The following is a 13,228-nucleotide window of genomic DNA, read 5'->3' as shown; positions in this document are numbered from 1 at the left end:
CGACCGCAAGCCCTCGACGGGCACGGCCTGGCTGCTGCTCGTGCTGTTGACCCCGTGGCTGGGCCTCGAGGCGTGGTCGCTCAGATCCGCCCGGATGCGCTGCGTCGACAACGTCACGCGACTGACGGCAGCCCTCCGGTGAGCGCCACCGGGCCTCACGGAGCGGCAGCCACACGGGCGTCCCTCGGGGCCTCCCCCCTGACGAGCTTGCGACGGGCCTTCTCCTCGGCCGCTCGCTGGCGTCCGAGGGCGACGGCGACGGCGGCGACGAGCGCACCGCCGCTGAACATCGGGTCGAGCCACTGGGCGTTGGTGGCCAGCTGGAGACCCTTGACCCCGGTGGCCAGCACGAAGATGGCGAGCACCGTGCCCCAGACGTTGAAGCGGCCCGGGATGACCTGCGTGGACCCGAGGAAGACCGCCGCGAAGGCGGGCAGCAGGAGCGAGGCGCCGTAGGTCAGCGACGGCCCGGCGAGGGAGGCGTAGATCGCCCCGGTGAGACCCGCGATGGTGCCGGAGGCGATGAGGGCCAGCCACGTGTAGAGGTCCACTCGCGCGCCGGACAGGCGTGCCGCCTCCGGACTGCTGCCGATGGCGAAGAGGTAGCGGCCCACCGGGGTGTGCTGGAGCACCCACCACAGCAGGACGGCCAGGATCAGCATGTAGACCACGACCACCTGGAAGCCCAGGATGGTGGACTGGGTGAACGCGGCCCACGAGGCGTTGATCGGTGGGAGCGGCTGGGCGTTGTCGGTGATGATGATCTGGAAGGCCGCGATCATCGACGAGGTGCCGAGCGTGGTGATGAAGGAGCTCACCTTGAGCTTGACCACGATGAAGCCGTTGACGGCTCCGATGAGGGTGCCGAGCAGCGTGCACACCACGACCACGGTCGGCCACGCCCAGTCGTCGTTGACCAGCATGACCGCGGAGATGGTCGAGATGTTGGCCGTGGCGCCGACTGAGAGGTCGAAGGCACCGCACGCCAGCGGCACCAGGATCGCGAGGGCCAGCATCGCCGCGATCGACCGGTCGGCGGCGATCGAGTGCACCGTCGCCATGGTCGGGAAGTAGAGCGGCTGCCAGACCGAGAAGACCACGATGAGCACGGCCCACAGGTAGAGGCCGCTGAAGCGTTCGAGGCCGAGGCCGCGCGGGAGCCGGGTCATCGCAGATCTCCTTCGAGGCTGCCGACCGCCGCACGGTCGGAGCGGTGGTCGACAGGGTGGTCGGGCGGGTGTGTCGTGAGGTGGGGGTGGCGGAGGTCGGCCGGGTCGCCTTCGCTCTCCATCACCTCCATGAGGTCGGAGGCCTGGTCGGGCTCGATGCCGAGGCAGGCTCGGGTCAGGGCGTGGGCGCTGATCTCGTCGCCGACGAGCTCCTCGACCAGCTCCCCCACCCTGAGCACGAGGACCCGGTCGCAGAGAGCGATCAGCTCCTCGGTGTCGCTGGAGCTGACCAGCACGGCCGCGCCCCGCTCCGCGGCCTCGAAGAGCGCGCGGTGCAGCTCGGCCTTGGCGCCGACGTCGACACCCTGGGTGGGCTCGTCGAGCAGGAAGAGCGCCGGCCGACGCTCGAACCACTTGCCGTAGACGATCTTCTGCTGGTTGCCTCCGCTGAAGGTCGACATCGCCCGCTCGGTGCCGGACCGGGGCCGCACGTCGAGCCGCTCGAACCAGTCCGTGGCCAGGTCCCGCTCACGGCGTCGACTCAGACCGGCGCCGCGCCACAGGCTGCGCAGGCTGCCGAACCCGATGTTCTCGCGGGCGGGCAGGTCGACGAAGCAGCCCTCGAGCTTCCGCTCGGCCGGCACGTAGGCCACGCCGGCGGCCATCGCACGGTCGGGTCGGTCGGCCCCGACCCGTCGCCCCGCGACCCTCACCTCGCCGTGGTCGCGGTGCCGTGCCCCGAAGACCGTGCCCAGGAGCGAGTCGCGCCCCGAGCCGGTGATCCCGGCGATGCCGACCACCTCGCCGGGACGGACCTCCAGGTCGATCCCGTGCAGGCTCTCCGAGCCCAGGCCGGTCACGCTGAGGGTCGGCTCGGAGGCCGGGTCCGACCGCAGTGGCGGCCGCTCCTGGGCCTCGAGCGCAGCGCCCAGCAGGTGGTGCAGCAGGGAGTCGCGGGTCAGGCCGGCCACCGGCTGGGTCGTCATCCGCACCCCGTCGCGGAGCACGGTGGCCGCCGTGGCGACGGCGAAGACCTCGTCGAGGCGATGGGTGACGTAGAGGACGCCGATGCCGCGTGCCGAGACCCGGCCGACGATCCCGAGGAGGGCCTCGACCTCGTGCTCGGGCAGTCGTGCGGTGGGCTCGTCGAGCACCAGCAGGTGCACAGGGCTGGACTCGTCGTCGAGCAGGGCGCGGGCGACGGCGACGCCGGTCTTCTGGGCCGGGGAGAGCCGGCCGACGTGACGGTCGGGGTCGACCTCCACGCCCACCGACTCCAGCGCGCGGGCGGCCCGTGCCCGGGCCGCGCGGCCGCGGATCGTCCCGAAGCGCGTCGGGAAGCCAGGGCCGAAGGCGAGGTTGTCGCTGACCGAGCAGTCCTCGACCAGCCCGAGGTCCTGGTGCACGAAGCGCGCACCCAGGGCGTACGACGACGCCGCGCTGCCCGTCACCAGCTCCTCGCCGCCGATGCGGATGGAGGCCCCGGGATCGGGGCGGTGGAAGCCCGAGAGGGTCTTGATGAGCGTGGACTTGCCCGATCCGTTCTCGCCCAGCAGGGCGTGGACCTCCCCCGCGCCGATGCGCAGGTCGACGTCGCGCAGCGCGTGACCGCCGACGAAGGTCTTGGTGAGACCGACGATGTCGAGCGCCGGGGCGGAGTCCGTCCCGGCCGTCGCGGAGGAGGTCCCGGTGCTCACTTGCCCCACAGCGCCTTGTACTGCTCGCGGTAGTCCTCGGGGAACCCGAGCCCGGCGGGAGAGGGCGTGCCGACGTTGTCCTGCACGGCGATCATCTGCACGCGACCTCCGTCGGCCTCGGGCACGTCCATGCCGGTCATGGTGCGGGCGACGATGTCGACCGCGGTCCACCCGTACTGATCCTCGGCGGTGGCGCTCACCGCCGCGATGTCGCCGCTGACGACACCCTGCAGGCTGTTGATGTCGGGCGAGCCGCCCACCACCTTGACCCCGCTGATGCCGGCGGCCTCGAGGGCGCTGGGCAGGCCTGCGGCGAGGAAGGCGGTGTCGGTCGAGACGACGTAGTCGATGTCGGGCTTCTTCTGCAGCTCCGAGACCACCGACGGGACGATGCCGTTGGAGGCCAGCTGGGCAGGGGCGTTCTCCAGCTCGGTGATGGTGCAGCCCGAGCAGTACTCCGCGATGCCCTCGCGGAAGCCGTCGCCGTAGGCGGCGAGCACCGCGAAGGCCGGCACGTCCTGGAGCAGGATGGTGGCGTCGGCCGCGGAGTCGGCGGTGACCCAGGCGGCCATGGCCTTGCCGGAGGCCGCGTAGTCGAGCTGGCTGGCCGAGCCCTGCGTGACGGGGCCGCCCGGCTCGGTGTCGCCCACGGCGACCGGGGTGATGATCACGCCGGCGTCCTCGAAGTCCTGGACGAGGGGCTGCCACAACGTCTGGCTGAAGCCGATCGGGGCCACGGCGAAGGGGTCGTAGGTCAGCGCCTCCTTCATGGCCGAGGTCAGCGTGGCGCCGTCGGTGGTCTTGTAGGCCAGCAGCTCTGTCTCCCACCCCATGGCCTCGGCGGCCTCGAGGGTGCCGTCGGAGATCAGCTGGCACTGGGGCAGCTCACAGGTGATGACGACGAAGGGCTTGTCGCTGGAGGTGTCGCCGGTGATCGGCTCGGTCTGGTTGATGGTGCTGGGCGTCTCCAGGAGTGGGGTCACCACCTCCTGGGCGGCGCTCACCTCGGCCTCGGCGGCCGACCCGGCCTCGGCCGTCGCCGCGGCCTCCGGCGCTCCTGCGGAGTCCTCGGGAGCGGCGCAGGCGCCGAGGATCAGCATCCCGGCGGCGGCGATCCCCGCCATGCCGCGCAGTCGTGCGTGGTGGTTGGTCATCGGTGGGTCCCTTCGAAGGCCCGAGAAGCACGGCGACGAGCCTGGCGGCGCGTCATGTGTCGTGCATCACAACAGCCTGCGATCCGACTGTCAACTGCCGTGTTGACTAAATCTACGAACGTGTTGACCTGGGTCGACGTCGGTCCTACCGTCGACCCACGCCCGCCGGGCGACAAGGAGGAGCACCCGCATGAGCGTTCTCGACCGGTTCCGGCTCGACGGCCAGGTCGCCGTCGTCACGGGCGCCTCCTCAGGGCTGGGGGTCGCCTTCGCCGTGGCCCTCGCCCAGGCCGGCGCCGACGTCGTGCTCGCCGGTCGACGTGAGGAGCGGCTGCGCGAGACCGCCCTCCTCGTCGAGGCGGAGGGGCGCCGGGCGGTGCCGGTCGCGACCGACGTGACCGACCCGACGGCCTGCACGACACTCGCGCAGACCGCCATGGAGCACCTGGGCCGCATCGACGTCCTGGTCAACAACGCTGGCGTGGGCACGGCGCACCCCGCCACACGGGAGACACCGGAGCAGTTCCGCGAGGTGCTCGCGACCAACCTCGAAGGTGCCTACTGGATGGCCCAGGCCTGTGGCCGGGTGATGCGCCCCGGGAGCAGCATCGTCAACATCTCCAGCGTCATCGGACTCCGCCCCCAGCCCCTCCCCCAGGCCGCCTACGCCTCGAGCAAGGCCGCGCTCATCGGTCTCACCCGCGACCTGGCAAACCAGTGGACCCGCCGCAAGGGGATCCGTGTCAACGCCATCGCGCCCGGCTTCTTCGAGACCGAGATCAGCGACGGCTACGCACCGGGCTACGTCGACACCCAGCTGGAGCGGGTCGCGGTGGGTCGCCAGGGCGACCCCGAGGAGGTCGCCGCGACGCTGGTGTGGCTGGCCAGCAGCGCCGCCGGCTACGTCACGGGGCAGACCGTGGTGGTCGACGGTGGGTACGTGATCGGGTGAGCGCCACGGCGCGGCGCACTAGGGTGCCCGACGTGAGCGACGACCGCACCCCTCCCCTGTCCAGCGGCGCGGGCGACCCGCCTCCGGCCGACCCTCCCGCCGCCGACCCCGACGACAGCGGCATCGGCCGGCGCCGGGCCGCCGCGCGAGGACGCAAGAAGGGCGGCTACAGCCTCAGACGGACCGAGATCATCAACGCCGCCGCACAGGTCTTCAAGGTCCGCGGCTACCAGGGCACGTCGCTGGCCGACATCGCCGAGGCCGTCGGCACGGAGCGGGCCAGCCTGTACTACTACGTCAGCAGCAAGGAGGAGCTCCTCGACGAGGTCGTCACCGACGTCGTCAAGGCCAACCTCAAGGTCGCCGAGGGCATCCGCGACTCCGACCAGCCGGCGCCCGCGAAGCTGCGCGAGCTGATCACCTCGCTCATGGTCAGCTACGCCGAGAACTACCCGTTCCTCTACGTCTACCTCCAGGAGAACCTCGCCCACGTCGCCGAGGCGCGACGCGAGTGGGCCGAGGAGATGCGCAAGGTCAACCGTCGCTGGGAGGAGGCCGTCACCGCGATCGTCACCCAGGGCGTCGAGGAGGGCACCCTGCGTCCGGTCACCGACCCGCGGGTCATGGCCTACGGACTGATCGGGATGGTCAGCTGGACCAACCGCTGGTTCAACCCCGAGCGTTCCGCCGTCGACGCCGCCACCATCGGGGAGTCCTACGCCAGCATGCTCCTGGACGGCGTGGAGGTGAGGTGAGCGTGGCGGAGCCCACCGCCCACCCCGACGTGGCGCGCCTCGTGGCCCAGTTCGACGAGCTGGCCGTGCCGACCTACGACACCGTGAGCGTGCCGCACGCCCGCGCGCTGCTCGACGGAGTGCTGCGCCTGCAGCACCCGGCCACCCCGGTCGCCGGAGTGCGCGACGTGCTGCTGCCCGGAGACGCCGGCCTGCTGCCCGCCCGGGTCTACCACCCCTCGCCCGACGAGCAGCCCCCGCTGGTGCTCTACCTGCACGGTGGCGGGTTCGTGCTCGGCGGACTCAAGGCCGCCGACCGTCCGTGCCGGGCCCTGGCCGCCGCGAGCGGCTGCGTCGTGGTCTCCCTCGACTACCGCCGGGCACCGGAGACCCGCTTCCCCGGCCCGCTGCTCGACTGCGTCGCGGCCGCGCGCGCCCTCGCCGCCGACCCTGCCGCGGTCGGGGGCGACCCCGCACAGGCGCTGGTGCTGGTCGGCGACAGCGCGGGTGGCAACCTCGCCGCCGCGACGGCGCTCGAGCTGCGCGACAGCCCAGGGGCCGTGCGGGCGCAGGTGCTCGTCTACCCGTGCCTGCACCCCGCCCTCGACACGCCCTACGCCTCCTACCGCCGCCGCGCCGACGGACCGCTCATGACCGCGCGGGAGCTGGCGTGGTTCTGGGACCTCTACCTGCCCTCGCCCGCGGCCGGCCGGGACCCGCGCGCGGCGCCCGTGCTGGCCGAGGACCTCAGCGGCCTCCCGCCGACCACCATCGTGACCGCGGAGCTCGACCCGCTGCGCGACGAGGCGCTGCACTACGCCGCGCGTCTCGCCGAGGCCGGCGTCGCTGTCGAGGAGACGACGTACGCCGGGGCGGCGCACGGATTCTGGTGGATGGACGCGGCGCTCAGCCAGGCCGCCGAGCTGACGGAGCTCCTGGCCGCGACCTGCGCCGGCGGCGCTGGTCCGACCTGGTCGGCTCAGGCCTGAGCCGGCTCCCGCTCGCGGCTCGAGGAGAGCTCGAAGCCGGAGTAGCCCTCGTCGACCACCCGCTCCAGGATCCTGCGGTAGGCGCGCACGCCACCGGGGTAGGGCATGAAGACCCGAGGCTTCCCCTCGACCTCGTCACCGTTGTAGTAGCTCGTGGCGAGCGGGTAGAGCGTCTCCTGGGCCCGCTCGTTCACGTGGGCCACCCACGCCTGCTCGGCCGCCTCGGTCGCCTCGACGACGTCGGCGCCGACGGACTCCAGGTGGGCGAGGAGCGCGGCGATCCAGTCGACGTGCTGCTCGGTCGACAGCAGCACGTTGCTCAGCAGGGAGGGGCTGCCCGGACCTGCGACGATGAACAGGTTGGGGAAGTCGTGCACGCACAGCCCGAGCTGAGTGACCGGCCCGGCCGACCACTTCTCCTTCAACGTGAGCCCACCCCGACCGGTGATGGTCGGACGCAGCAGGGAGCCCGTGAGGGCGTCGAAGCCGGTGGCGAAGACGACGACGTCGAGGTCGTGCTCCGCACCGCTCGCCGTGCGGAGCCCGGTCGGGGTCATCGCCTGCAGCGGATCCTCCCGGATGTCGGCGAGCGTGACGTCGTCGCGGTTGAAGGTCTCGAAGTAGCCACTGTCGACCGAGGGGCGCTTGGCGGCGAAGGGGAAGTCGCGCGGCATCAGCTTCTCGCGCAGCACGGGGTCGTCGATCTTGGCGGCGATCTTCTCCCGGATGAAGTCGGCGGCGGTGTCGTTGGCGGCCCGGTCGCGCAGGATGTCGTAGTAGACGAGCGCGAACCCGAAGCCGGCGGTGGCCCAGTAGTCCTCGTAGCGCTCGCGACGCTCGGCGTCGCTCACCTCGAGCGCGGAGGTCCTGCTGATGGGGATGGTGCCGAGACCGCTCGGCGAGTTGCGCGAGGCCTCGCGGCGCTCGGCGTAGGACGCCTTGACCTCGGCGTCACGCTCGTCACTGATCGGCCCGTTGGTGGCCGGCACGCTGAAGTTGGGGGTGCGCTGGAAGACCGTGAGGTGGGCGGCCTCCTGGGCGACGACGGGGATCAGCTGCATGCCGGACGACCCGGTGCCGATCACCCCGACCCGCTTGCCGGACAGGTCGACGCCCTCGCGGGGCCACTGCGCGGTGAGCAGCACCTGGCCGCGGAAGTCGTCCTGGCCGGGCAGGCTCGGGGTCTTGGTGGTCGAGAGCTGCCCCGTGGCCATGACCAGGAAGCGGGACCTCCAGGCCCCGCCACTCTCGGTGCTCACCGACCAGCGGGCGCTCGCGTCGTCCCAGGTGGAGTCGACCATCCGCTGGCCGAGGCGGACGTCTCGACGCAGGTCGAAGCGCTCGGCCACGTGGTGGATGTAGCGCAGGATCTCGGGCTGGGTCGCGTAGCGCTCGCTCCAGCGCCACTCCTGCTCGAGCTCGGAGGAGAAACCGTAGGAGTAGTCGTAGCTCTCCACGTCGCAGCGCGCACCGGGGTAGCGGTTCCACTGCCAGACGCCGCCGATGTCGTCGCCCGCCTCGAGCACCACCACCGAGTGGCCCGCCCCGCGCAGCGTGTGCAGGGCACGCAGACCGGCGAAGCCGGCCCCCACCACCACGACGTCGACCTCGGTCACGTCCACCACAGGGTCCACCACAGCCGGTCTCCTCGCTCGTCGTGCTCCGGAACACCGACGGTAGCCATCGCGATCCGCTCGGTCAACACACTTGTTGACGGGACAGGGGGACTCCTTGCGACACCCTGCGTCAACGCTTATGTTGATCCGCAGTGACGTGCATCACCCAGCGCCGCGTCGGCCGAGCCGACGACGAGCAGACAGGAAGGCCACCCATGGAGCTCGAGACGCTCGTCTACGAGAAGTCCGACCGCATCGCGACGATGACCCTCAACCGCCCCGACCGTGGCAACGCCCTGTGCCGGCAGATGCGCGACGACATGGACCTCGTCATGGACGACCTCGACCGCGACGACGACACCCGCGTGCTCGTCGTGAAGAGCAATGGCAAGAACTTCTGCACCGGCTACGACCTCACCGAGTGGGGCTACCTGTGGGGCAGCGGGGAGCCTTCGCGTCCCGAGGACAGCCGCCCCCACCGGCGTGCGCCGATCTTCTCCAGGCGCGAGTTCCACGAGTCCCGCGAGAGGTGGATGCGCCTGTGGCGCATCCGCCAGGCCACTGTCGGGGTCGTGCGAGGGGCGTGTGTCGCCGGTGGGCTCGATCTCGCCGGCGTGCTCGACATCGTCTTCACCGCCGACGACGCGCAGTTCGGGCAGCCCGAGGCCCGCACCATGGGCGAGATCCACACGTTCGGTCTGTGGCCGGTCCACCTGGGCATGCGCAAGACCAAGGAGTGGTTGTTCACCGGCGACAGCATGACCGGCACCGAGGCCGCCGAGCTCGGGCTCGCCAACCGCGCCGTGCCCGCCGAGGAGGTGCTCGACGTGGCCATGGCCTACGCCGAGCGCATCGCGCACGTGCCGCTGGAGATGCTCTACTCCCACAAGGAGGCCACCAACCGGTGGTGGGACGCCATGGGCATCGCCTCGGCGATCGCGGCCGCCAACGACGCCGACGCCATGGCCATCGCCGGGCCTGCGATGGCGGACTTCAAGCGGTTCCAGGACGCCCACGGGGTGCGCGCCGCGGTCGAGGACCGCGATGAGCCCTTCTCCCACCACCGCACCTACTGGGACGCCTACCAGGCCTCGCGCGGTCGGCAGGGCGGCCGCGAGGACGAGCAGCACGACGACCACCTCCGCACCCGCGCCGACCAGGGCGCGGCCGCGCAGAACGGGAAGGGCTGAGCCGATGCTCCCCAGCGTGGCCGAGCGCCAGGAGGCGCTCGAGGGGCGGCACCCGGCCTGGGTCGCGCGACGCCTCGACGAGCAGCTCGACGCCGCTGTCGAGGAGTTCGGTGACCGCCCCTACGTCGTCACCGACCACCGCAGCTGGACCTACCGCGAGGTCGCGGACTGGTCACGTCGCCTGGCGCGTGGCCTGGTCGCCGCCGGGGTACGCCCCGGGGACCTCGTGGCCCTGGTCATGGCCAACCACCCGGAGTTCGTGGCGCTCAAGTACGCCATCGCGCGCGCCGGGGCCACCGCGGTGCCGGTGAACTTCCTCAACCGCCGCGACGAGCTGGGCTACGTGCTGCGCCAGTCGGGTGCCTCGGCGCTGGTCACGATGGACGCGTTCCGAGACCTCGACTACCTCGACATGCTCGACGACCTCGCCCCCGGCTGGGAGTCCGGTGGAGGAGGGGCCGACCTGCCCGACCTGCGGGCGGTCTTCGTCCTGACCGGGGAGGGACGCACGCCGCGCCCCGGAGCCCGCACCGTCGAGGAGCTCGGCGGCACGGACGAGGGCTGGGAGCCCGTGACCTCGACCGGTCCGGGCGCCCCCGCCGACGTGCTCTACACGTCCGGCACGACCGGCAGCCCGAAGGGCGTGCTGCTCACCCACGACATGCTGCTGCGCACGGCGTACGGCAGTGCCTTCGGCCGGGCCTTCCAGGATGGTCGCCGGGTGCTGTTCTCCCTGCCGATGTACCACGTCTACGGCTACGTCGAGGGCCTGCTCGCGACGCTCTTCGTCGGCGGCTCGATCGTGCCACAGCTGACGTTCACCCCTGCCGCGACGCTGGCGGCGATCGAGCGCCACCACGTCGACGACGTGCTGCTCATCCCGACGATGACCCAGGCCCTGCTCGACGAGGTCGAGACGGGTGGGCCGGTCCACGACCTGTCGTCGTTGAGCTCCATGATCTCCTCCGGCGGCGTCTCCCCCACCGGACTGTGGCACCGGATCGAGGCCGTCCTCGGCCCCCTCGAGCTCACCACGGGCTACGGGATGAGCGAGACCACCGCCTCGACCACCGTCACCCGGCCCGACGACCCCCGTGAGCGCCGCCTCAGCACCAACGGCAGGCTGCGCGACGTCGGCGTCGCCGGCGACCCCGCCCTGGGCGGCCGGCTCGCGGTCTACCGCGTCGTCGACCCCGCCACCGGCGCGGTGCTCGGGGTCGACCAGGTCGGCGAGCTCCAGGTGCGCGGGCCCGGGGTCACCCCCGGCTACCACCGCAAGCCCGAGGAGGACGCCGCCGCCTTCACCGCCGACGGCTGGCTCCGCACGGGCGACCTGGGCCGCCTCGACGCCGACGACTACCTCACGCTCGTAGGACGCAGCAAGGACTGCTACCGCTGCGGCGGAGAGCAGGTCGTGCCCAAGGAGATCGAGGACGTGCTGACCTCGCACGAGGCCGTCAACCAGGCCCACGTCGTGCCGCTCCCCGACCGGCGGATGGGCGAGGTCGGCGTCGCCTACGTCGTCCTGCGCCCCGGCCGCGCCGTCGACGTCGACGAGCTCCTCGCCCTGTGCACCGCCCGTCTGGCCCGCTTCAAGGTCCCCCGGCACGTGGTGGCCATCGGCGCCCACGAGGTGCCGGTCACCCCCAGCGGGCGGCCCCGCAAGTTCCTGCTCGCCGAGCGCGCCCGCGCCGAGCTCCAGCCGACCGGCGCCGCGTCGTGACCCGCGAGGCGGCCGGCAAGGAGCCCGCAGGGCCCCCGGTCGCGATCGTGACCGGGGCGGCCCGCGGCATCGGCGCCGAGATCGCCGTGCGTCTGGCCGACGACGGACACGACGTCGCTGTCGTCGACCTCGACGAGGCCGCGTGCGCGCAGACCGTGACTCGTGTGAGGGAACGGGGCCGGCGAGCGCTGGCCGTCGGGGCCGACGTGTCGCGGGAGGACACCGTCGTCACCGGCGTGGCCCGGGTGGCCGAGGAGCTCGGTCCCCCGCTGGTGCTGGTCAACAACGCGGGGGTCCTGCGCAACGGCCTCGCCTTCAAGATGAGCCTCGACGACTGGGACACCGTGGTCGACGTCAACCTGCGCTCCGCGTTCCTGATGAGCAGGGAGGCCCAGCGCCACATGACCACGTGCGGCTGGGGCCGCATCGTCAACCTGTCCTCGATCGCCGCCCTCGGCACCGTGGGCCAGGCCAACTACTCCGCGGCCAAGGCCGGGCTCCAGGGTCTCACCAAGACCCTCGCCCTCGAGCTGGGTCGCTACGGCGTGACCGTCAACGCCGTCGCGCCGGGCTTCACCGTCACCGAGATGACGCGGGCCCTGGCCGAGCGCGCCGGCGTGTCCTTCGACGACCTGGTCTCCGAGCAGGTGGCCGGGATCGCGGTGGGGAGGGCCGGCGCGCCCGACGACATCGCCCAGGCGGTGTCGTTCTTCGCCGACGTGCGATCCGGCTTCGTCACCGGCCAGGTCCTCTACGTCGCCGGCGGTCCCCACGGCTGAGGCCGGGGCGGGCCCGACGCACACGCACAGCGGCCCGGTCGTCCGAGGACGACCGGGCCGCTGCTTCCCCCGGGACCCGGGGCCGACTCACCAGTCGGCGGGGCCGTACTCGATGAGGCCGCGGATGTTGGTGCCGGCGTTCATGTCGGCGTAGCCCTGGTTGATGTCCTCCAGGCGGTAGCGGGTGGTGATCAGCTCGTCGAGCATGAGCTCGCCCTCCATGTAGAGGCGCAGCAGGTTGGGGATGTCGAAGCGCGGGTTGCCCGAGCCGAAGATCGCGCCCTGCAGCCGCTTCTGGAGCAGGGTCAGCTCGAAGAGGCTGAGGCTGACGTCGGTGTCGAGCATGGAGCCCATGCCGGTGACGACCGCCGTGCCGCCCTTGCCGACCAGCGACAGGGTGCCGGCGATGTCCTCGCCGCGGATCCGGCCCACGCAGATGATCGCCTTCTGGGCCATCGCACCCCACGTCAGGTCGGTGACCGGCGCCGTCGCCTCCTCGATGCTGGCGTAGGCGTGGGTGGCGCCGAGCTTCATCGCCATCTCACGCTTGAACGGCACGGGGTCGATCGCGACGATGTGACGGGCGCCGGCAGCACGGGCGCCCTGCACGGCGTTGGCGCCGATGCCGCCGACGCCGACCACGACCACGGTCTCGCCGGCCCGCACGTCGGCGGCGTAGACCGAGGAGCCCCATCCGGTGGTGACACCGCAGCCCACGAGGGCGGCCTTGTCGAGCGGGATGTCGGGCAGGATCTTGATCGCCGAGGCCTCGTGCACGGTGACGTAGGGCGAGAAGGTGCCGAGCAGGCACATCGGCGAGGCGTTCTGCCCCTTCACCTGGATGCGGTTGGTGCTGTCGGCGATGGCCTGGCCGGTGAGCAGCGTCGCACCGAGGTCGCAGAGGTTCTGGTGACCGCGGGCGCAGGCTGCGCACTGCCCGCAGGAGGGGATGAAGCCGAGGACGACGTGGTCGCCCTCCTTGACGCTGGTGACCCCGGGGCCGACCTTGGTCACGACCCCCGCGCCCTCGTGCCCTCCGATGAAGGGGAACGCGCCGGGCTCCACCATCGGGATGTCGCCGACGCGCACGTGCTCGTCGGAGTGGCACAGGCCGGAGGCGGCGAGCTGCACCTGCACCTCGTTGGCGACCGGGTCGCCGAGCTCCACCTCCTCGACCTGCCAGTCCTGGTCGGCTCCCCACAACACTGCTGCTTTGGTCTTCACG

General features: G+C 72.1%; 11 protein-coding genes. 6 read left to right on the top strand and 5 right to left on the bottom strand.

What is annotated here, in order from left to right:
- Positions 1 to 155: 155 nt before the first annotated feature.
- The 3 genes from M3673_RS15520 to M3673_RS15510 are packed head-to-tail and all read right to left on the bottom strand — an operon-like array spanning position 156 to position 4,020.
- Complete coding sequence (locus M3673_RS15520) at positions 156 to 1,169, bottom strand: ABC transporter permease (protein WP_251534722.1); 1,014 nt, start codon at positions 1,167 to 1,169, stop codon at positions 156 to 158.
- Positions 1,166 to 2,866, bottom strand: a complete 1,701-nt coding sequence (locus tag M3673_RS15515; RefSeq protein ID WP_251534720.1) for a sugar ABC transporter ATP-binding protein — start codon at positions 2,864 to 2,866, stop codon at positions 1,166 to 1,168. The genes M3673_RS15520 and M3673_RS15515 overlap by 4 nt, the downstream gene beginning before the upstream one ends.
- Positions 2,863 to 4,020 (bottom strand): substrate-binding domain-containing protein, encoded by a 1,158-nt coding sequence (locus M3673_RS15510; RefSeq protein WP_056863048.1) that lies wholly within the window; start codon positions 4,018 to 4,020, stop codon positions 2,863 to 2,865. Before M3673_RS15510 ends, M3673_RS15515 begins: the two co-directional genes overlap by 4 nt.
- Before the next feature lie 190 nt (positions 4,021 to 4,210).
- Here M3673_RS15510 and M3673_RS15505 point away from each other — a divergent pair, with 190 nt between their 5' ends.
- The 3 genes from M3673_RS15505 to M3673_RS15495 are packed head-to-tail and all read left to right on the top strand — an operon-like array spanning position 4,211 to position 6,695.
- Positions 4,211 to 4,972 (top strand): SDR family NAD(P)-dependent oxidoreductase, encoded by a 762-nt coding sequence (locus M3673_RS15505; protein WP_056863047.1) that lies wholly within the window; start codon positions 4,211 to 4,213, stop codon positions 4,970 to 4,972.
- 32 nt (positions 4,973 to 5,004) lie between these two features.
- Positions 5,005 to 5,727, top strand: a complete 723-nt coding sequence (locus M3673_RS15500) for a TetR/AcrR family transcriptional regulator (RefSeq protein ID WP_251534718.1) — start codon at positions 5,005 to 5,007, stop codon at positions 5,725 to 5,727.
- A gap of 2 nt (positions 5,728 to 5,729) precedes the next feature.
- A complete protein-coding gene (locus M3673_RS15495; RefSeq protein WP_251534716.1) occupies positions 5,730 to 6,695 on the top strand; it encodes an alpha/beta hydrolase in 966 nt (321 codons plus the stop codon).
- Here M3673_RS15495 and M3673_RS15490 read toward each other — a convergent pair.
- On the bottom strand, positions 6,686 to 8,332 hold the full coding sequence (locus M3673_RS15490; RefSeq protein ID WP_251534714.1) for an NAD(P)/FAD-dependent oxidoreductase: 1,647 nt from the start codon (positions 8,330 to 8,332) through the stop codon (positions 6,686 to 6,688). The two genes, M3673_RS15495 and M3673_RS15490, sit on opposite strands and share 10 nt — an antisense overlap.
- A 194-nt stretch (positions 8,333 to 8,526) precedes the next feature.
- Between M3673_RS15490 and M3673_RS15485 the strand changes: the two genes are divergently transcribed.
- From M3673_RS15485 to M3673_RS15475, 3 genes are read left to right on the top strand one after another with little or no spacing between them, the layout of a single operon-like run.
- Positions 8,527 to 9,501, top strand: coding sequence for an enoyl-CoA hydratase-related protein (locus M3673_RS15485; protein ID WP_251534712.1), 975 nt, complete (start codon positions 8,527 to 8,529; stop codon positions 9,499 to 9,501).
- A 4-nt stretch (positions 9,502 to 9,505) separates the two neighbouring features.
- Positions 9,506 to 11,224 (top strand): class I adenylate-forming enzyme family protein, encoded by a 1,719-nt coding sequence (locus M3673_RS15480; protein WP_251534710.1) that lies wholly within the window; start codon positions 9,506 to 9,508, stop codon positions 11,222 to 11,224.
- Positions 11,221 to 12,003 carry an SDR family oxidoreductase gene (locus M3673_RS15475; RefSeq protein ID WP_251534708.1) on the top strand — a complete coding sequence of 261 codons (783 nt, stop codon included), beginning with the start codon at positions 11,221 to 11,223 and terminating at the stop codon, positions 12,001 to 12,003. The genes M3673_RS15480 and M3673_RS15475 overlap by 4 nt, the downstream gene beginning before the upstream one ends.
- A gap of 87 nt (positions 12,004 to 12,090) precedes the next feature.
- On the opposite strand, the gene M3673_RS15470 is transcribed toward M3673_RS15475, so the two are convergent.
- Positions 12,091 to 13,227, bottom strand: a complete 1,137-nt coding sequence (locus tag M3673_RS15470; RefSeq protein WP_056903115.1) for an NDMA-dependent alcohol dehydrogenase — start codon at positions 13,225 to 13,227, stop codon at positions 12,091 to 12,093.
- Between the last annotated feature and the right edge of the window lies 1 nt (position 13,228).

It is taken from the genome of Nocardioides sp. P86, assembly GCF_023712465.1.
Taxonomy (GTDB): domain Bacteria; phylum Actinomycetota; class Actinomycetes; order Propionibacteriales; family Nocardioidaceae; genus Nocardioides; species Nocardioides kribbensis.
Note: the sequence above shows the minus strand (reverse complement) of the source record. Positions and strands in the feature narration are given on the sequence as shown.

What these genes read in the sequence shown, in the direction of transcription:
- M3673_RS15520 (WP_251534722.1), bottom strand. Translation starts at nt 1,169, where the DNA reads ATGACCCGGCTCCCGCGCGGCCTCGGCCTCGAACGCTTCAGCGGCCTC.
- M3673_RS15510 (WP_056863048.1), bottom strand. Translation starts at nt 4,020, where the DNA reads ATGACCAACCACCACGCACGACTGCGCGGCATGGCGGGGATCGCCGCC.
- M3673_RS15505 (WP_056863047.1), top strand. Translation starts at nt 4,211, where the DNA reads ATGAGCGTTCTCGACCGGTTCCGGCTCGACGGCCAGGTCGCCGTCGTC.
- M3673_RS15485 (WP_251534712.1), top strand. Translation starts at nt 8,527, where the DNA reads ATGGAGCTCGAGACGCTCGTCTACGAGAAGTCCGACCGCATCGCGACG.
- M3673_RS15480 (WP_251534710.1), top strand. Translation starts at nt 9,506, where the DNA reads ATGCTCCCCAGCGTGGCCGAGCGCCAGGAGGCGCTCGAGGGGCGGCAC.